General features: G+C 39.1%; 19 protein-coding genes. 11 read left to right on the forward strand and 8 right to left on the reverse strand.

Translation table 11 applies throughout. The annotated features are described in order from the left end of the window. Positions 1 to 72: 72 nt before the first annotated feature. The 5 genes from AVJ20_RS04765 (at position 73) to AVJ20_RS04785 (ending at position 5,446) form a co-directional block, all read left to right on the forward strand. A complete protein-coding gene (locus tag AVJ20_RS04765) occupies positions 73 to 669 on the forward strand; it encodes a phosphatase PAP2 family protein (RefSeq protein WP_111884339.1) in 597 nt (198 codons plus the stop codon). Positions 670 to 1,186: 517 nt separating this feature from the next. After that, on the forward strand, positions 1,187 to 2,194 hold the full coding sequence (locus AVJ20_RS04770; protein WP_111884340.1) for an SDR family NAD(P)-dependent oxidoreductase: 1,008 nt from the start codon (positions 1,187 to 1,189) through the stop codon (positions 2,192 to 2,194). A 198-nt stretch (positions 2,195 to 2,392) separates the two neighbouring features. Beyond that, positions 2,393 to 3,787, forward strand: coding sequence for a class II fumarate hydratase (gene fumC, locus AVJ20_RS04775; RefSeq protein WP_111884341.1), 1,395 nt, complete (start codon positions 2,393 to 2,395; stop codon positions 3,785 to 3,787). Between the two features lie 360 nt (positions 3,788 to 4,147). Continuing rightward, positions 4,148 to 4,639: a hypothetical protein gene (locus tag AVJ20_RS04780; protein ID WP_111884342.1), complete on the forward strand. Its 492-nt coding sequence runs from the start codon at positions 4,148 to 4,150 to the stop codon at positions 4,637 to 4,639. Positions 4,640 to 4,843: 204 nt separating this feature from the next. Then, a complete protein-coding gene (locus tag AVJ20_RS04785) occupies positions 4,844 to 5,446 on the forward strand; it encodes a nitroreductase family protein (RefSeq protein ID WP_111884343.1) in 603 nt (200 codons plus the stop codon). Positions 5,447 to 5,602: 156 nt separating this feature from the next. Here the strand turns inward: AVJ20_RS04785 and AVJ20_RS04790 are convergent, their stop codons facing one another. Continuing rightward, positions 5,603 to 7,390, reverse strand: coding sequence for an acyl-CoA dehydrogenase (locus AVJ20_RS04790; protein WP_111884344.1), 1,788 nt, complete (start codon positions 7,388 to 7,390; stop codon positions 5,603 to 5,605). A 121-nt stretch (positions 7,391 to 7,511) separates the two neighbouring features. On the opposite strand from AVJ20_RS04790, the gene AVJ20_RS04795 reads away from it, so the two are divergent. Continuing rightward, positions 7,512 to 8,498, forward strand: a complete 987-nt coding sequence (locus tag AVJ20_RS04795) for a GlxA family transcriptional regulator (RefSeq protein ID WP_111884345.1) — start codon at positions 7,512 to 7,514, stop codon at positions 8,496 to 8,498. A 7-nt stretch (positions 8,499 to 8,505) separates the two neighbouring features. Here the strand turns inward: AVJ20_RS04795 and AVJ20_RS04800 are convergent, their stop codons facing one another. The 5 genes from AVJ20_RS04800 to AVJ20_RS04820 all read right to left on the reverse strand — a co-directional run bounded on the left by AVJ20_RS04800 (position 8,506) and on the right by AVJ20_RS04820 (position 12,932). After that, positions 8,506 to 9,705 carry an MFS transporter gene (locus AVJ20_RS04800; RefSeq protein ID WP_171319202.1) on the reverse strand — a complete coding sequence of 400 codons (1,200 nt, stop codon included), beginning with the start codon at positions 9,703 to 9,705 and terminating at the stop codon, positions 8,506 to 8,508. Beyond that, positions 9,689 to 10,135, reverse strand: coding sequence for a MarR family winged helix-turn-helix transcriptional regulator (locus tag AVJ20_RS04805; RefSeq protein WP_171319204.1), 447 nt, complete (start codon positions 10,133 to 10,135; stop codon positions 9,689 to 9,691). Before AVJ20_RS04805 ends, AVJ20_RS04800 begins: the two co-directional genes overlap by 17 nt. A 189-nt stretch (positions 10,136 to 10,324) precedes the next feature. Next, positions 10,325 to 11,101 carry a DUF805 domain-containing protein gene (locus tag AVJ20_RS04810; protein ID WP_111884346.1) on the reverse strand — a complete coding sequence of 259 codons (777 nt, stop codon included), beginning with the start codon at positions 11,099 to 11,101 and terminating at the stop codon, positions 10,325 to 10,327. Between the two features lie 139 nt (positions 11,102 to 11,240). After that, the gene (locus AVJ20_RS04815; protein WP_111884347.1) at positions 11,241 to 11,795 is read right to left on the reverse strand and encodes a thermonuclease family protein; all 555 of its coding nucleotides are present in this window, start codon (positions 11,793 to 11,795) and stop codon (positions 11,241 to 11,243) included. A 219-nt stretch (positions 11,796 to 12,014) separates the two neighbouring features. Continuing rightward, entirely contained in the window at positions 12,015 to 12,932 is a 918-nt protein-coding gene (locus tag AVJ20_RS04820) for a LysR family transcriptional regulator (protein WP_111884348.1), read from the reverse strand. Positions 12,933 to 13,025: 93 nt separating this feature from the next. Here AVJ20_RS04820 and AVJ20_RS04825 point away from each other — a divergent pair, with 93 nt between their 5' ends. The 5 genes from AVJ20_RS04825 to AVJ20_RS04845 all read left to right on the forward strand — a co-directional run bounded on the left by AVJ20_RS04825 (position 13,026) and on the right by AVJ20_RS04845 (position 18,298). After that, positions 13,026 to 14,267: an acyl-CoA dehydrogenase family protein gene (locus AVJ20_RS04825; RefSeq protein WP_111884349.1), complete on the forward strand. Its 1,242-nt coding sequence runs from the start codon at positions 13,026 to 13,028 to the stop codon at positions 14,265 to 14,267. 110 nt (positions 14,268 to 14,377) lie between these two features. Beyond that, positions 14,378 to 15,499, forward strand: a complete 1,122-nt coding sequence (locus AVJ20_RS04830) for a phosphotransferase family protein (RefSeq protein WP_111884350.1) — start codon at positions 14,378 to 14,380, stop codon at positions 15,497 to 15,499. Continuing rightward, positions 15,496 to 16,194 carry a histidine phosphatase family protein gene (locus AVJ20_RS04835; protein WP_111884351.1) on the forward strand — a complete coding sequence of 233 codons (699 nt, stop codon included), beginning with the start codon at positions 15,496 to 15,498 and terminating at the stop codon, positions 16,192 to 16,194. The genes AVJ20_RS04830 and AVJ20_RS04835 overlap by 4 nt, the downstream gene beginning before the upstream one ends. 19 nt (positions 16,195 to 16,213) lie before the next feature. Beyond that, entirely contained in the window at positions 16,214 to 16,957 is a 744-nt protein-coding gene (locus tag AVJ20_RS04840; RefSeq protein ID WP_078190968.1) for an SDR family oxidoreductase, read from the forward strand. Between the two features lie 294 nt (positions 16,958 to 17,251). Further along, a complete protein-coding gene (locus AVJ20_RS04845; RefSeq protein ID WP_111884352.1) occupies positions 17,252 to 18,298 on the forward strand; it encodes a fatty acid desaturase in 1,047 nt (348 codons plus the stop codon). A 64-nt stretch (positions 18,299 to 18,362) separates the two neighbouring features. Here the strand turns inward: AVJ20_RS04845 and AVJ20_RS18620 are convergent, their stop codons facing one another. Then, on the reverse strand, positions 18,363 to 18,794 hold the full coding sequence (locus AVJ20_RS18620) for an alpha/beta hydrolase (RefSeq protein ID WP_228157156.1): 432 nt from the start codon (positions 18,792 to 18,794) through the stop codon (positions 18,363 to 18,365). Beyond that, positions 18,794 to 19,726: an enterochelin esterase domain-containing protein gene (locus tag AVJ20_RS04850; protein WP_228157157.1), complete on the reverse strand. Its 933-nt coding sequence runs from the start codon at positions 19,724 to 19,726 to the stop codon at positions 18,794 to 18,796. The genes AVJ20_RS18620 and AVJ20_RS04850 overlap by 1 nt, the downstream gene beginning before the upstream one ends. Between the last annotated feature and the right edge of the window lie 58 nt (positions 19,727 to 19,784).

Below are 19,784 nucleotides of genomic sequence, written 5' to 3' on the forward strand. Positions count from 1 at the left end.
ATCTTTATATGAATAAAACGCAATTTTTGATTTTACAGAGTGCTATGATCTTTTCATTTTTTAAACCAACTCATGAATATAGAGAAATTTAATTTAAGTTTATTTAATTCAATCAATGCTTCGGATAATGCTTTGGATTTCACCATTTCTTTCGCCATATTTATAGCCAATGATCTATTTTATATCGTGATTCTTTTGATGTTTTTGGCTTGGTTTAAAGGCAATTTTGACACCAAAAAACAAATCGTTAAAGCTACTGTGTTTACTATCGTCGCTTTTCTTATCAGCCAAGTGATTTCAAGTTTCTTTTATTATCCTAGACCCTTTGTCTTGGACGTTGGACGCACGATTATAGAACATTCACCGAATGGATCATTCCCGAGTGATCACATGCTGTTTTTTAGTACGATTGCATTTTCTTATATTTTTTCAAAGCAAAAAGCTGTCGGCTATGTATTTCTAGCTTTCGCTTTTCTTGTGGCGTGGTCGAGAGTCTATTTGGGTGTGCATTATCCAATGGATATGGCAGGCGCGTTGATCATTGCTGTTTTGCTGAATTTTGTTGGACTGTCTTTATGGCGAAAATATGGGTCTTATTTGGTGAGCATGATCTTAAAAGTTTACGAGTTCCTATTCTCAGCCATGATTAAAAAAGGCTATATCCGCTAAATTAAGTTTGCTAGATATTTGCGATTACAAACTTTTGCTGCTGCTATAGTTACATTGCCAACATCCTGCCAGATGAATATTTCTGATGATTCATCTGGCGTTCACATCCTGCTTCTCCATCTCAAAAATAGTCAGACTGCTCAATTCCATTTGCTCATTAGAGTAGATTACTTCTAATACTTTTTTTGCTGCGAAATATGCTTTGTTGTACGACTATTATTAAATATCTTCTTCAAAAAGCCTTCAACTCAAATGCCACGAAAACTTGTAATGTCTTCAAAATTGATCGTTAGCTAGGTCATTTGTCGTAAATCAAATACAGTTAATATCCATAACTGCAACACAGTCAAAATTCTAAAGCAGTAAGATAAAACTAGAATGCTCTTGCAGATTGTTCGGCTCATGAAAAATGCTGAGGCGAAGTTTCAAAATTTAGATCTGTAGAAAAGTTGGTGGCGACACCAAGATGATGCCAAAGAGTTGTAAAAGCTTGATAACTATAAGGAGTATCTAAACAATGATTTTAGTGACTGGTGGTTTAGGCTTTATAGGCTCACATATAGCCTTGAGTTTAATGGCTCAAGGTCAAGAAGTCATTATTGTGGATAATTTATCCAATGCAAATTTACAAACACTTGAACGACTAGAATTTATTTCAGGCATGTATGTCCCTTTTGTCAAACTCGATATTCGCAATACTCCCGCACTCAATAAAGTATTTGAACAATATACCGTCGATGCTGTCATTCATACGGCAGGCTTTAAGTCATTGGAAGAATCCGTCCTTAAACCACTTGAATATTATAATGATAATGTCAGTTGTATCATGAGTTTGCTGCGTGCCATGCAGCGAACAGGTGTACGAACACTGATCCATTTATCAAGTTTAGCGGTATATGGTCAGTCGTCGGCAGAATTAAAAGAAGACACAGAAATCAATTTTACCTATCCAAATCCCTATGTGAAATCTCAACAAATGGTGGAAGAAATTATACGGGATACGGCACGTACGGATAATGAGTGGAAAATTGCGATTTTGCGTTTAGGAAACGTCGCAGGTGCTTTCGAGCATGCAGTTTTAGGTGAGTTTGTAGCGCCATTGCCAAAAAATATCGTGCCACTAGCGATGCAAGTTGGGGCTTTACAACGAGATTTTATCGAACTTCGCAAACAAGCTAAAACTGGAGATGGTACTGTGGAACGGAGTTTCTTGCATGTACTCGACTGTTGTAAGGCGGTGTGGCAATGTTTGCAATGGTTGTCGCAGCAGCAATTCGCCTGTGAGGCCTTTAATATTTCAGGTGAGTTGGTTTCGATACAGCAACTATTAGATACGCTTTCAGAAGTGACACAGGCGGAGATTAAGACGGTCGAATCTAGTTTTTACCCCAGCCATGAATATGACCAGCTTGGGGCAAGTACACAGAAAGCGAAAAGTACTTTTGATTGGCAGCCTGAACAAGATTTAAAGAAAATGCTAGAAGATGAATGGCGTTTCTATCAACAAACATTAAGAGGTAATTAACTCGTCTTGTATTGGAAAAAATCATCATTGAGTATGATTTTCCTTATAAAATCACGATAAAGATTATCAAATAAACCATTTATAATTGATAATGGTTATTATTTACAAACCTAAGCAAGTTACCTAAACTGTATTTATCAGCAGAATTTGATTCTGCACAGACGTTCAAGTTTTATAGATAAGGATATGAGGTCATTTATGCAAACACGTATTGAACATGACACAATGGGCGATGTTGAAGTACCTAGCGATGCGATGTGGGGTGCACAAACACAGCGTAGTTTGCAAAACTTTAAAATTGGTGGTGAACGTTTACCACGTCCAATGATTCGTGCAATGGGTCTCGTGAAAAAATCAGCTGCGATCACCAACGCAGCATTGGGTCAAATCCCTCAGGAACTTTCTGGTTATATCGTTAATGCAGCCGAAGAAGTGATCTCAGGGCAGTGGGATGCACAATTCCCACTGGTAGTTTGGCAAACTGGTTCAGGTACGCAAAGTAACATGAACTGTAATGAGGTAATTGCCAATATTGCCAATCAAAAACTGGGTAATCCGTTGGGCTCACAAAAACCTGTCCATCCCAATGATCATGTCAATCGTGCTCAATCGACCAACGATTCATTCCCAACCGCAATTCATGTGGCTGCAAGTCTACAAATCAATGAGCTTTTAATTCCTGCAGTAACGAAACTGCGTAATACTTTAGAAGCAAAATCTAACGATTTTAAAGATATTGTTAAAATTGGCCGTACACATTTACAGGATGCAACGCCTTTAACATTAGGCCAAGAGTTTAGCGGCTATGTTTCACAGCTCGATCATGGTTTGAAGCGTTTAAATCAAGCTTTAGAAGGGCTGTATGAATTACCACTAGGCGGAACAGCGGTGGGTACAGGTCTCAACGCACATCCTGAATATGCTGTAAAAGCAGCAGCAGAACTTGCGAAACAAACGGGTCTGCCATTTGTAACTGCGCCCAATAAATTTGAAGCACTTGCAGGACGTGATGCAGCTGTATTCGCGTCGGGTGCGTTAAAAACACTTGCTGCAAGTTTAAATAAAATCGCTAATGATGTGCGTTGGTTAGCCAGTGGCCCACGTTGTGGTTTTGGTGAGCTACGCATTCCAGAAAATGAGCCAGGCTCAAGCATCATGCCAGGTAAGGTCAATCCAACTCAAAGTGAAGCCATGACAATGGTGGTTGCTCAAGTACTTGGAAATGACACAACCATTAATGTTGCCGGTGCATCGGGTAACTTTGAATTAAACGTGTTTATGCCTGTTATTGCCTTTAACTTATTGCAATCTATTCAACTCCTCGGCGATGCATGTAATAGCTTTAATGACCACTGTGCAGTAGGCATTGAGCCAAACCGTGAAAAAATCGATCATTTCTTACATGATTCATTAATGTTAGTTACGGCACTCAATCCTGTAATTGGTTATGAAAATGCTGCGAAAGTTGCTAAAACTGCATATAAAGAAGGTAAAACTCTAAAGCAAGTTGCGGTAGAACTCGGTTTAGTCACTGCAGAGCAATTTGATGAAGTGGTTCGTCCTGAGCAAATGGTTTCACCCAATACCAAATAAATTTTTTGAGATCATTCATCTAGAGTGTTTGAAAATAAAAAGAGAAGCTAACTCATACTTAGCTTCTCTTTTTATTGGATATATGATTGAATTATTTTTCAACTAGTTATTGCCTAACACAGATTCTTTGGATTCATATTCATCTTGAAATGTATGTATATAAACAGGACTGTTTTTTAAAAATAGGGCAACGAACAAAATGCAGCAAGGCCGGAGTATGAAGCAAGTAATTCATAGGATTGGGCTTTGAATTCATTGGCACACTTGTTAAAATGCCTTTCTTTTTCTGTTTTCGTTGCTATTTGACATTTGTTTGAATAAATATTTGCAAGACAGTGTTTTATTTAAGGATTTCCCCCAATGCTCACCATCTATTTGACAGATGTCCAAAAGAACGTTCAATTTAAAGACTATCCGGGCGAGCATCCTGTTAAATTTGTTTTGAATTTTAAAAAGATTTTCCCAAGTGTTATGGAGCTTTTGCTACCAGTTTTGCCTGAGAATGAAAATCTAGAAGAAATGAGCTGGGAATCAACAACGGCAGATTTTGAAAAATTCAAATTACTACTCAGTGGTTGGGGCGTAATCGAACTGCGTTTGAATGCTATTGCGCAATATAAAGACCGTGCTTATGCAGATAACTTGGTAAAAAAAGCTCAGCAAAAGCGCAAAGAATATAAAAAAGCACAGTCAAAATTACAAACTGTTGAACTGGATTATCTATTCATGCACGAAGTTCATGGTTTGATTGATGCAGAGTTGGTTGAGCTAGGTGAAAAATTCTATCTACCGACTTTACGTGAGCTTTGGAAAAACAAAGTGTCAGCGAATGTGCTAGAAGCAAAATTCTAAACTTCATAAGGTTTTAGTCGAAAAATCCTCCGCTTAGGAGATTTTTTATATGTACAGCAGAACTTCAGATTTACTTCGACAAGTGACTGTTTCATAGTGACCCATCAAGTAACTGAAGCATTCCAACATTTGGAAAGTCGCGATACTTATCATTCCAAATGTTTCTGACTCATCTGCACATTATATTCTAAAGGATCATTTTATATGTCAAATCAGTTTATTGACCTGATAAGCAAACGTCGCACTATTTATGCTATTGGGGACAATGTAAGCCTAAGCACAGAATATTTAACTGATTTGATCCAAACAGCGATTAAACAAAGCCCGTCTTCATTTAATTCACAATCTTCTCGTGCTGTTATTTTATTTAATGGTGAAAGCGAAAAATTTTGGGGCTTAGTCGCTGACAAATTAAAATCTTATGCAAAAGATGAAGCAAGTGCTGCGAAGACCACGGCGAAAATGGCAAGTTTTGCAGCAGGTTTAGGTACGGTTTTGTTCTTTGAAGATTTAGATGTGGTCAGTGGTCTACAAGCACAGTTTCCATCTTATGCAGAAAACTTTCCAATTTGGGCAGAACACTCAACTGCCATTGCCCAATTTGCGACTTGGACTGCGTTACACACCGAAGGTTTAGGCGCATCACTACAGCATTACAACCCAATTGTGGATGAACAAGTGCATGCTGAATGGGACATTCCTGCGCATTGGAAACTTCGTGCTCAATTGGTTTTTGGTTCAGTGGAAGGTGAAGCGAAAGAAAAAGGCTATATGGATGATGCAGCTCGTTTTAAAGTCTTCCAATAATTGCAACGTATAGCACTCAATTTTGATAAAAAAGGAACGAAAAATAAGTTCCTCTTTTTATTGTAGTTTTTATTGAAATAGAAAGGGTTGGACAAGATTTTCATCCGTGAAAACCTTGTCCAGATTAGCCCATTGAGGACTGAGCTAAACGGGTGACTAGAACCAACTTTCTTGCATGTTGAGGCAAGTATCATCAAGTTCTAGCAATAACTTGGCTTGATGTTCTATTTCAGGTAACTCCCAGCGGATAAAATATTGCGCGGCTTGTAATTTACCAGCTAAGTATTGTTGATCTTCAGCTAAATCGGAATGTTCAAATTTCACTAGGGCTTGATTAGCCATTTCAAGCCATAGCCATGAAATGATGACTTTGCCCATCATGTCTAGATACAACGCAGAATTTCCCAGTGCCTGATCGACACGACCTTGGGCGAGGACTTGTCCCAAACTTTGTGTGGTTTTCTTCACCGTGTTTAAATGCGCTGAAAAAATTGCTGCAAGCGCCTGAGTTTTAGCATGTTGAGCTTGATCAATTGTATTTTGCATACGTTCTAATAACAGCATCAAACCTTTACTGTTGTGCTGCCAAAGCTTACGACCCAACAAATCCAAAGACTGAATGCCAAATGTGCCTTCATGGATCGGATTTAAGCGGTTGTCGCGATAACATTGTTCAAGCGGATACTCACGAGTATAGCCCGCACCACCTAAAACTTGGATGGCTAAATCATTGGCTTTTGGACCATAGGCAGAAGGGAATGATTTGACGACAGGGATAATCAAATCTAATAACAACGCGCTGTCTTCATTGTTAGCGGCTTGATGTTCATCAATTAAACGTGCAGCAAATAGGCATAATGCAAGTGCGCCTTCCACATAGGATTTTTGTGCCAAAAGCATCCGTTTAACATCTGTATGTTGAATGATATTGACAGGTTTAGCGGCAGGATTTTTATCTGATACTATGCGACCTTGTGGGCGGTTTTTGGCATATTCGAGTGACTCTAAATAGCCACGGTATCCAATCATGGCTGCACCTAAGCCGACACCGACTCGTGCTTCATTCATCATCTTAAACATATATTTAAGACCAGCACCTGCTTCACCAATCAGATAGCCAGTACATTGATCTTTTTCACCAAAGCTCAGCACAGTCGATGTTGTACCTCGGTAGCCCATTTTATGTAATAAGCCAGCCAGTTGAACGTCATTGGCGCCTGCAAGTGAACCATCGCTCAGGGTTTTAAACTTCGGAACAATAAACAGAGATATACCTTTTACGCCCTGAGGTGCGTCTTGTATCCGAGCAAGGACCAAATGGACGATATTTTCAGTGATATCTTGGTCACCCCCTGAAATAAACATCTTTTGGCCTTTGATGAGGTAGGTACCATCGGCTTGCGGTATAGCTTTTGTAGTCAAATCACCTAAAGATGAACCCACATCAGGTTCAGTCATAGCCATCGTTCCTGCAAAGCGACCACTGAACATATGCGATACAAACCTATCTTTTTGTTCAGTCGTACCGAAAGCTTGAATCACATTTGCAGCCGCAGCGGTTAGAAATGAATAAGCCACTGATGAAGGATTTGCTGACATGAAATAAGCATTTACAGCCATGTTAATTAAAGTCGGAAGTTGCATACCGCCTGCATCATAATCATGCTGCGCACAAAGCAAGCCGGCATCTGCAAATTGCTTCCATGCCGTTTTGACTTCAGCAATGGTTTTAACCTGTTGACCATCAAACGTAGGTTCGTTTTGATCGGCTGTTGCGTTATGGGGTGCAAAAAAGTCTTGAGCAATACCTTGTGCAGTTTCTAGGATGCTTTTGAAGGTTTCAGCATCATGCTCAGCAAAACGTGGGTAATGCGTTAAGTCTTGCGCTTTAAACACGTCAAATAGCAAAAAATTTAAATCTTTGTCATTGATTAACTGCGCCATTGATCAATCTCTAATCGGGTCGAATTTTATGGCTTAAGCCTAGCAGTTGATTTTTAGATATAGAATTGTCAATAATGACACTTAATAAGTCAAAAATGACATTTGATAATTTGAAATTTAAATGAAGAAAATCATAATTTTAGCCTTTGATGGTGCTTTGGCTTCTGCGATTACAGGGGTTGTTGATCTATTTGCAATGGCGGGAGTCAGTTGGAACCGGATTCAAAAACAAAATGTGCAGCGGCTATTTCAGGTTAAAATTGCCTCACAACATGGTCAAGCAGTGCAATGTATCAATGGCATCAAGCTTTATGCAGATTTAGCATTTTCTGAAATAACAGATGCAGATATCATCATTGTTCCAACGATAGGCGCGCCGATCTTAGATGCTTTAGCGCAAAATTCAGCACTAATCGAGTTATTAAAAACTCGGCAATTGCAGAGCGGACTGATCGCAGGAAATTGTACGGGTAATTTTTTTCTGGCAGAAGCAGGGCTTTTAGATGGTAAGCAGGCAACGACGCATTGGGGCTTTCAGCAAATGTTTCGTGAACGCTATCCTTTGGTCAAACTGAACGCAGATCAGCTCATTAGCCATGATCAAAATATTTACTGTGCTGGAGGTGGCTTAGCATGGTTTGATTTGGGACTGCACCTGATAGAACGTTTTTATGGTTTTGAAACGGCAATCCACACGGCAAAATCATTTGTATTGGATTATCGTCGTGATAGTCAGTTGTCCTATTCATTATTGAAAATATCTAAACCGCATCAGGATGGTTTGGTGCAAAAAGTTCAAGATTGGTTAGAACAGCATTATCATGAAAATATTGTCTTAGATGATCTTGCGGCGCAGTTTAATGTGACAACGAGGACATTGATTCGACATTTTAAAACGGCTTTGGATATTCCTCCCAATCAATACTTACAATCAATACGGATAGAAGCTGCACGAAAGCGTTTAGAAGAAACGGGACACGCTTTAGATCTGATTATGCGAGAGGTTGGCTATAGTGACCCAAGCTCATTTCGACGGTTATTTCAAAAAAAAACGGGGCTGAGCCCCTTAGAATATCGTCGACGTTTCAGCCGACGATTTGATGTTTAGTTATAGTTTAAGCCGTTCGAACGGTATAACGACCATGTAAAATGTAGTAAGCACCAATACATGCAAAGGCAGCAAATGCGCTATACAAATACAATTGTGAGTAACCAATATGGTCGAGCAATTTACCGATAAAGTATGGTCCAAAGCCTAAGCCTGCATCCAAAAATATAAAGAAAGTCGAAGTGGCAAAGCCCATACGTTCAAGCGGTGCACTTTTCACGGCAACTGTTTGGCAGACCGACTGAATATTGCCATAACCGAGTCCAAGTAAGCCGGCACAAAGTAAAAGCATCCATGAACTCTGTGTGATACTGAGCAGTACCAATGCTACGCCCATAATCACAAAAGCAGGGTAGATCACAATATTTTCACCTTTACGATCCATCAACGGGCCTGTAAATGGGCGAGAAATTAAAATCGCAATGGCATACATCAAAAAGAAAAACGAGGCTGTTTCAGCCAAATCGATTTCTTTGGCATAGAAGTTAATGAAAGATAAAACACCTGAATAGCAGATTGAAGCGAAAAGCATGATGAATGATATCGGTAATGCTTTAGGTTCTACAAATTGAGCAATCCAACTCGGTTTTTTGACGGCTTCAACAGTATCGAAGGGTTTATTGATTTTGGGTAAATCGGGCACTTGAATCAGCAAGGCAACCAATAGGCAGCTCAATGCGATAATCGTAGAAACGATAAAAATCGCGTGATAACCAATGTGTAACATCATCCAAATGGCAAGAAATGGCCCAATAGCTGTACCTAAAGTACTACTCATGCTGTAGTAGCCAATGCCTTCACCGCGACGTGTCGCTGGTAAGATTTGGGCAATTAAGGTACCCAGCACTGTTGATGCCATACCCATCATAAAGCCATGCATAAAGCGTATGAAGAGCAACATGCCGACGCCAGACTGAATGAAGTAAAAACCAGAAAAAATTAAAAAGCCAATTAAACCAACGATCAGTGTCGTTTTACGTCCAAAGCGTTCTAGGAATTTGCCTACCAATAAACGCCCGACCAATGTGCCGACAATGAACAAGCCTGAAACTAAACCGGCTTGAGCAGTTGTCGCACCCAATTCAGCCACCGCATAGCCCACGATCACCACAACCAAGAGATAAAAGGTTAAAACCAATTGGAAGTTAATGGCGCTGACTAAAATAAAATTTCGAGTCCAAAGTGGTGCTTTATCTTGCATGATCATCACCTACAGTGCTTTGTTCAAGTTCTTGCATGAGACGGTGTAAAATTTGAATGGAGTGTTGGATATCTTGGCTAGCTAATGGCGCGATCAGGCGCTGCTCAAAGGCATCTATGTCTTTTGCACATTGCTGAAATAACTCACGTCCAGTCTCGCTGAGCATCATTTTCTTTTGACGTTTATCGTTAGTTTGTACATGACTCAAAATATCCATCTGCGCAAGAATTTTGACACGCTTAGTGATGGATGGCTTGGATACGTTTAAATATTCAGCCATTTCAATAGATGTACAAGCGGTTTTTTCACGGATGACAAACATGACTTGCCAAAGCGAATAGTTCAATTGATAGGGCAATAAAATCGTGTTGATTTCATCACTTATGAGACGCGCACAGCGCAGAAGTGAAGAGCGGAAACCTAATGAGGTATTCATGATAGTTAACTAGGGTAACTAAATTATCGCAACTGTACGCCTAATTTATTTTCAATTCAAGTGAACAACTCAAAGCATAAAAAACAGGTATAAAAAAACTGCGCGTACACAGGTTTTTTTGTATAACATTTCATTTAAAGCTTATCGTTCAATGCATATCGTTGAATTGATAACTTAAACAATGCGAGTTTATTCTACAGAAGCTTCTGCAGCAGCAATTGCAGCATCTTCTGCTGAGCTGTCTGCATTTTCTGAAATTTCTACACTTTCACCATCTGCATAAGCAAATTCTTCACCTTCTGATTCAGCTTGCTCTAAATAAGCCGCAAGTTGTTCATCTGTTAATTCTTCAGGTTCACCTTCAGACATCATTGCTTGTTCTTGTAATTGCGCTTGTTCTAAATTGCTCATCATACTTTGCATATTGAACATCAATGGGATCATGACCAATAAATAAACAATCATCAGGATTAGATACAATGACCCAATAACTTTCTCTGTTTGTTCCGTTGGACGTTTTATGCCATATTTATTTTCACCTTCGGTGCCTTTTGCAGCCATCACATAAATGCTAAAGATGGTTCCGACCAGTGGGATGAGAAAAATTAAACAGAGCCAACCGCTTTTATTTAGATCATGTAAACGACGAATCGTAATGCAGATCATTGCGACAAACATTGCAATAATGGAAACGACAATGAGAGCGATCGCACTGAGTCCTAAGAATGAATTAAAAAGTGCTTCAATACTACGTTCTGCTGAATTGAAAAATGCAAAAAGACCTAGCGCGACGCTGATACCCAATAGGCAGGTATAAATCATACTAATGATAAATAACCACGCTAAATAGGACAGGCGGCCAAAACGTCCTTCAGGAGACAGTGGATGATCGGCTTTTTGAATTTGAGGCTGAATATTTTGATCTTGTTGAAACGGATTCAATTCGCTTGAAGTAAGTTCAGTCATTATTATTCCAATTTTAATTATCTAATGTATTTTCTATGCCCCAAAGGGCAGCATTATTGTATAGCGAAGTAAAAAAAGGTCAAATATTAGACATGGCTAAGTCATCAAATATTCCTTAGCCATGCTGTAATGTGGTCTGTTATTTATGTAATTTACGATACTCTTTAGGGCGCATTGGACGACTGGCTTTCCACAAACCTTTCTTTTGTTTACGTGCTTTACTTTGTAAATTCATCATATAGTGCAAATGCTTTTGGTCACGGATGTATTCTTCGTACACCCACGCAGCACCACGTTTTACCATTTCTTCATTCATGCATTTACGATAGCGATAAATAACCCCAACGCAGCGGCCATAACGGTCTACATCAGTGATTTTTACGCGGATAAATTTCTTATAAACCATGGATTTGATCAGGCGGGCTGACTCTTTACCGTAAGCTTGTGTCGATTCTGGCGCATCCACATAAGCAAAGCGAAGTTTGGTTTTAGAACGTCTCAGATTCATCCGATAGCAGGTGAGGGTATCGCCATCACTAATATCGGATACACGGCAGAGGTAAGATTTTCCTTTCTTAAAAGGTTGAAAAAAATCCTTTAAGAATATAGTGACTTTATAGAGAACATAGACTGTGATCAGGCACAATACTGCACCTAACGCCATGAGCCAATTCGCGGAGAGATTTGAAAGCATACAAAATGATATGAACGAGCTCATATCGCATAAAAACAGGAATTTAGATTTTATAAGAACTCATGATTTATGGCTGTCGAATAAACCGGCGGTCAGTTAAAAATACATTAAATAATCAGCATTTGATCTATAAATATACAGCAAGTTTCATCACGCAAAATTCAATCTAAACCCATTTAAATAGCCTAAGCAAATTGATATACCATCATAAAAAATAGCCTAAGCAAATATTTTAGAAATTTCGCTTCGCAAAAAGACATGCCGTGAATTTAATTCCAAATCATTATGCCAATACATCCCTAATTTAATTTTCGGCAAGTCTACAGGTACATCAAAAATATTCAGTTCGGGAGCAACCTGTAAATGCGTCAAAATATTTTGCGGAATCGTCAATATCGCCTTGGGCTGCTGTGCCAACATTTGTAGCGCAGTAGAGTAATGCTGACAGCGTAAAAAAATCTCTCTAGAGTGTTTTTTACGATTTAAATAAATATCCTCGACTAATACACCTGCACGTCGGGAAGAAACCCCAATATGAGGAGCCGAAAGATAAATATGTTCATCCATTTTGGGATGTTGACTACAAACCACGAATTGGTCTTCAACTAAGGTTTGAAAATTAATCTTTTCACCAAAGTTTTGCTCAAGGTCAATCGCAAAATCAATTTGCTGTGCAGCAAGGTCAGCCACAATGGTTTTGCGATCTAATTTGATACTGGAAAATTGGATCTGAAACTGTTGCTGTTGAAAGTGTTCAACTAACTTGGGAAAAATGATCGGTTCAATTTCATCATGTACCGCAATTTTCAAGCTCTGTACCATTGAAGGAGTAAATTGTTGTTTTTGGATAGAAATACTTTGAATCGCAATAAGCGCATTTTTAATTACAGGATAAATCTGCTCGGCAAATGGCGTAGGAAGCATTTTTGCTCCAGCACGTACAAATAAGTCATCTTGTAAATGTTGTCTTAACCGTTGAAGTGCATGACTCGCTGCAGACTGAGTAATACACAAAATTTTTGCAGCTTTTGAAATGCTTTTTTGTTCATAAATTGCGATATAAAGTGGATATAAATTGATATCCATACGGTGGAAAACACCCATATCGATGACGGTATTTTTATGAATACTATTCATGTTCATCTATTGAATTAAATCATTTTGTTCATGTTAGATTTCAGGTTATGGTGTTGTAAAGCGTAAAGAACATAATATTTAAAGGATGTTGTCATGTTTGAACTTTCTGCACGTGCACAAGATTATATTGAAAGAACAAAAAAATTTATTAAAGATGAAATTGAGCCTGTAGAAACTGAGTTTTGGGCAGAAGTTCATGAGCTGAACCAAGGTGGCGATTGGACCAAATGGCAATGGCCGGCACAGTTAGAGGTCTTAAAAGATAAAGCCAAAGCTGCGGGCTTATGGAATATGTTCTTACCTTGTTCTGAACTTGGGCAAGGCTTATCTGTACAAGAATATGCACACATCGCAGAACTTTCAGGCCGTAGCTTACTTGCACCTACGGTATTCAATTGCAATGCACCTGACAGCGGCAATATGGAAGTGATTTGGCGTTATGGTACCGAAGAACAAAAGCAGCAATGGTTAACACCATTACTAGACGGCAAAATCCGTTCGGTATTTTGTATGACAGAACCTGCTGTTGCTTCAAGTGATGCCACCAATATGGAAGCTACGGCTGTCGTTGAAGGCGACGAAATTGTATTGAATGGCCGTAAGTGGTGGTCTTCAGGTTTAGGTGATCCTAATGCCAAAATCATTATTTTTATGGCGCATACACCAGATGAAAGCAAAGACCGTCATCATCAGCATTCTATGGTTTTAGTACCTGTTGAAACTGCTGGAGTCAAAATCGAACGTATGTTACCTGTGTTTGGCGACTATGATGCGCCACATGGACATGGTGAAATTAGCTTCACAAATGTTCGTGTTCCTGTTGCAAACTTCATTGGCGGCGCTGGTCAAGGTTTTGAAATTGCACAAGGTCGTTTAGGCCCAGGCCGTATTCATCATTGTATGCGTTGTATTGGTGCTGCCGAAAAATCGCTAGAACTGATGATTGACCGCGGTATGAGCCGTACTGCTTTTGGTAAAGAAATTTTAAAACTCGGTGGCAATTTAGAACGCGTAGCAGAAGCACGTGTTGCGATTGATCAGGCACGTTTACTGACTCTTTATGCAGCATATAAAATGGATACTCTAGGGAATATGGCTGCATTAACCGAGATTTCTGCAATTAAAGTAGTTGCGCCGAGTGTCTTAGAAAAAGTTGTCGATATGGCGATTCAAATCCACGGTGGTGCTGGGGTTTCTCGAGATACACCGCTCACAGGTTTCTTTGCGCAAGCACGTTCACTGCGTCTAGCTGATGGCCCTGATGAAGTGCATAAAGGTATGATTGCTAAATTAGAATTGGCAAAGCGCGGTTACAGCAGCCGCCGTAAAAAATAAACAAGTTGTAGTCACATATTTGGCATGGCAACCCTGAGTTGTCCATGCTATAAAACTATAGAAAATTATATTTTTATCATCATGATAGATTCAAGTTTAGGAAGAAAAGCATGTCAGTGATCGATGTAGGCGGTTCAGTTCGTGAGGGTGAAGAACTGGATGTACGTGCTGTAGGAAATTGGTTGATTGAACATGGCGTTGAAATAGAAGGGCCTGTTGAAGTCACTCAATATTCAGGTGGCGCATCAAATTGGACTTATCGCTTAAAATACGACAATGCTGATTTAATTTTACGTCGTCCACCGAAAGGCACCAAAGCCAAGTCTGCACATGATATGGCACGTGAGTATAACGTTCAGAAGGCATTATCTGAATTTTATCCTGTACTCCCTGAGATGGTGGCACTATGTCAGGACGAATCAGTGATTGGCTGTGATTTCTATGTAATGAAACGCGTAGAAGGTATCATTCCACGTGCAAACTTACCCAAAGAAATTAATTTTGATGAAAGCCAAGTTCGCGAATTATGCATCAATGTGATTGATAAACTCGTTGAGCTGCATCAAGTGCCTTATGAAGGCACTTCTTTAGAAAAAATAGGCAAGGGCGACGGATACTGTCGTCGTCAAGTGGAAGGTTGGGACGCACGCTATGAAAAAGCCAAAACCTTAAATGTTCCTTCTTTTAAATATGTCCGTAATTGGCTCAAAGACAATATTCCTGCTGACTCTAAAACCTGTGTAATTCATAACGATTGGCGTTTTGATAACGTGATATTAGATCCAAATGATCCTACCCAAGTGATTGGTGTATTGGATTGGGAAATGGCAACATTAGGCGATCCATTGATGGACTTAGGTTCGGCTTTGGCGTATTGGGTTGAAAGTGGTGATAACGCGATTTTTAAAGCCACACGCCGTCAACCGACCAACCTGAAAGGCATGTTTAGCCGTAAAGAAGTCGTTGAATATTACTTAGAAAAAACTGGTCTTAAAACGGACAATTGGACCTTTTATGAAGTGTTCGGCATTTTCCGTTTAGCCGTGATTGCGCAGCAAATTTATTATCGCTTTTACCACAAGCAAACCAATAATCCGGCATTTAAAGATTTTTGGATTGTGATCCATGCTTTGCATATTCGTGCCTTAAAACTTATTGGTTTGCAAAAACTTGAAGCCAATGACGTGGCACAAAAATATATTGAAAAAATGAAGGATATTTTAGGGAAATGACCACGATATATTTAATTCGGCACGGTCAGGCTTCTTTTGGTGCGGAAAGCTATGACAAGCTTTCTCCCAACGGTGAGCTACAGGCTAAGGTGCTGGGACAGTATTTCGACCGTATTTTAAAAGAAAGTCCTTATGTGGTTGCGGGCTCCATGCAACGTCATCAACAAACAGCCAATCTTGCATTGGCTGAATGCTTTCCAGAAGCACAAGTTGATACAGATAACGCGTGGAATGAATTTAATCATCAGCAAGTTTTTGCACAATATGAACCTCGATTTAACCAGCCGCATTTATTAAAAGAAGATGTATCTAAGCATGAAAACCCACGTGCTTATTTATCTAAAATTTTTGAAGGTGCCATTGAACGTTGGACAGGCGGAGAATTTCATCATGAATACGATGAATCTTGGCCACATTTTAAAAATCGAGTCGAAACAGCGCTAGAAAAGTTATGCACTCAACTGGCTGAAACCAAACCGCGTTATGCCGTTGTGTTTAGTTCAGGTGGAGTGATCTCCGTTGCAGTCGGTAAAATTTTAGGGCTGAGTCCTGAAAAAACATTTGCACTTAATTGGGCCATTGCCAATACCAGTATGACAACACTGCGTTTGGTTGGAAATGAACCGCAATTACTCAGTTTAAATGAACACCATTTTATAAAAGCAGTTGATCCAAATTTATTGACTTGGATCTAAGATAAACAAAGGAATTATCATGGCTAAAACAATTTTAATTACAGGTGCAAGCTCAGGGATTGGTGCAGGAATGGCACGCGAGTTTGCACAAAAAGGCTACAACTTAGCTATTTGCGCACGTCGTTTAGAGCGTCTAGAAACACTAAAACAGGAATTGGAAAGCCAATATGGCATCAAAGTGATTGCGAAAACCCTCGATGTCACAAATTATGATCAAGTGTTTGAAGTATTCCGTGCCTTTAAAGCAGATTTTGGCAGTATTGACCGTGTTATTGTCAACGCAGGTGTCGGTGAAGGTCGTCGTATTGGTAAAGGTAATTTTGAAATTAACCGTGCCACAGTTGAAACCAACTTTATCTCTGCTTTGGCGCAATGCGAAGCTGCGGTTGAAATTTTCCGTAGCCAAAATGCAGGGCATTTGGTGGTGATTTCGTCGATGAGTGCTATGCGTGGTATGCCTAAACATTTAACGGCTTATGGTGCAAGTAAAGCAGGTGTTGCTGCTCTAGCTGAAGGTATTCGTGCAGAGCTGATTGATACCCCAATTAAAGTGACGACTATTTTCCCTGGTTATATTCGTACGGAGATCAATGAAGGTGCGAAAAAACTACCATTTGAAGTCGATGAAAAAACGGGTTCACATCTTTTAGCAAAAGCCATTGAGAAAGCACCAGTTAAAGCTTATGTACCACAATGGCCTTGGTTGCCTTTAGGTCTTGCGATGAAAGTATTGCCGTTGAAGATCGTGAATAAATTGGGTTAAACCTTTATGCAATAATAAAGCTCCAATTTTGGGGCTTTATTATTCTCAAGTGATATTCGTCATCCTCTGTAGGCTAAAAAGGAATACATAAAACCTGTGATGAAAAGACATAAAAAGCAGCCGATTTTGCAAAGAAAAAATGGAGTAAATACTCAGATTATTTATAAATAAGATATTGAAAATAAATAAAATGTTGAATATTTGAACAGACGATGATTTGTTCTCAAAATAGCGATTTCCTTTTTTTTAATTTGCTTTAATGTACAACTGTTCATTAATTTTTAGGTTTGTACTATGTCTATGTCTTCCGATATGACAGATCAACAGCGAATTAACAAAGTCAGAACTGTCGTAACGAAAGCTGGTGAAGACTTACGTCAGCAATATCCCATTTTAAAACATCAAAACTTTATAGGCGCAGCCATCCTTATTTTTGCGCTACTAGGAATGTTGGGTTCAGCTTGGGCGTTTGCTGTTGGCATTTTACCGGCATGGGCTTGTGTGATTTTGGTGGCGATGTTTGCTTCACTGACACATGAATTAGAACATGACCTGATTCATTATATGTACTTTAAAAAGACGCCGTGGGCTCACCATCTCATGTTGGCCTTGGTGTGGTTAGCACGTCCGAATACCATTAGTCCTTGGGCACGTCGTCGTTTGCATCTCAACCACCATAAATATTCAGGTTCAGAATACGATTTGGAAGAACGGGGCATTAGTAATGGCATGCCGTGGGGTTTACGTCGTATATTGGTCATTAGCGATCAATTGATGACGGTTTATTTGCGCCCATTTCAAATGTTCAAGATGATTAGGACATTCATTGAAAAACAACCTGAAAAAGAACGTAAAACGGCATTCTTCTCTCAATTGACTGGATTTTTCCCTTTAAGTTTTGTTTATTACGGCATTTGGTATGTATTTGTCATTTATCATGTGGTGAATGGTATTGCTCCAATGTTAGGACAAAGTATTAGTTGGTCAGTCAATTTAGTGAAATTAATTCCGACGATTAATTTTTTAGCTGTGATTTGGATTATTCCGAACTTTATACGTTCTTTCTGCTTACAATTTATCAGCTCAAATATGCATTATTATGGTGATATTGACCCACGCGATGTCATTAAACAAACTCAGGTGTTAAATCCGTGGTGGTTGTTCCCAATGCAATTATTTTGCTTTAACTTTGGTTCGACCCATGCCATCCACCATTTTGTGGTCAAAGAGCCGTTTTATATTCGTCATCTAACCGCAAAAACTGCACACCAAGTCATGCGTGAGGTTGGTGTACGTTTCAATGATTTTGGAACCTTTAAACGCATAAATCGCTGGAATTAAATCAGTACTAGCTTCAAAAAAAGCCCTCAATTGAGGGTTTTTTTATGATCTAAACTTTTATAAATTACTTGTGTGCAAAAAAATGCTTGAGCGCATCTTGCAAGGCAACTTGCCATACCGCGTAGGAATGTCCGCCGATATATGATTGGTAATGCACATCATGACCTTTATTTTTTAAATCGGCTGCAACAATAGGTGAAGTCTCTAAAATACTCAGTTCATTATTATTTCGAGAGCTTTCATAACTATTGGCAGTAATAAACCAATGCTGTTTAGGTGGTGAGGTTTTATCACGAATGATTTTACTCATGCCATTAGGGAGGTCTGTCGGCGCATTATGCCACCAAAATGATCCAGATAACGGTACGACATGACTAATTTGATTTGGATTTTCTAAGGCTAAATAAGCTGAACTTAAACCGCCAAGACTTGACCCAAGTAGTACCGTTTTCTTCGAATCGACTTTTGCAGGTGCATTTTTTTGAATCCAAGGCATCAGTCATCACTAAAAAATGCTGAAAATTTAGTATTTGGTGTTAATTCTTTCGGTCGTTCCTGATCGTTCGGTGGAGAAACAAAAATGGCTTGAATTGGCGGTAACTGACCTTGCTCAACTAATATATCTAATGCCTTTGGAACATTCAGCAACTCGTTATATTGCTGACCATCAAAAAATATAGCGGTGATATAGCTTTGATTTTTCTTAGCTTTAGATTGGTAAATTTGGATTTTACGTGAGTTATTCAAAATTTTGCTGTCTAGAACAAACTCTTGTAATTGGGGCTGGTGCACATTTGGATATTGTTTTGGATCAATAAAAGACGGGGCATCTTTAAGCGCCACTAAATTTTCATTACGCAAGCCTGATGTGTCATCACTTGCGAGATAAGTCTTTTTATTGAAAGGATCAATCCGTTGTACCTGTATCACAGCACGACGCTGCATTCTTGATTCTTTAAGTTTTGGATTCAGATGCGGACAATAATTTGACAGATAGCCTTCTAAGTTCGGTAAATCGACAGCAAAGCTATAACTGCCAATATAACGATGATCAATAATCGATTCTTTAAACCAAATATCGGTATTTGGTAGGCGTGTTAACCATTCATGGTCATTACTTGGGCCACCAATAAGGCGAACATTATGCTGCGCACCTTTCCATAAGAAAACTATGCGGCTATGTTGTTCATCATAGTTTTCAATGATTGGTGTACCTATAAGCTCTACACGCTTCCAAAAATCTTCACGAATTTGAGCATGTTGTTTTGGATTTTGATTTAACTGATGTTGTAGGTTTAATAATATTTGGCTTTGCGCTTTGACATCTTCACATGCAGCAGCATAAGGGAAATGTTTTTTTTCTGTTGTATCGGTTGAAGCGGGTAAGTTTTGAGTTTGGGCAAAAGCAGAAGAAACAGCAAAGCTCATAGAACAAGCCAAAAAAAGTAGGGAAAGTTTTTTCATTGAAATAATAAAATAGGTAGAA

Source organism: Acinetobacter sp. CFCC 11171, assembly GCF_003268405.1.
In the GTDB taxonomy this organism is placed as follows: domain Bacteria; phylum Pseudomonadota; class Gammaproteobacteria; order Pseudomonadales; family Moraxellaceae; genus Acinetobacter; species Acinetobacter amyesii.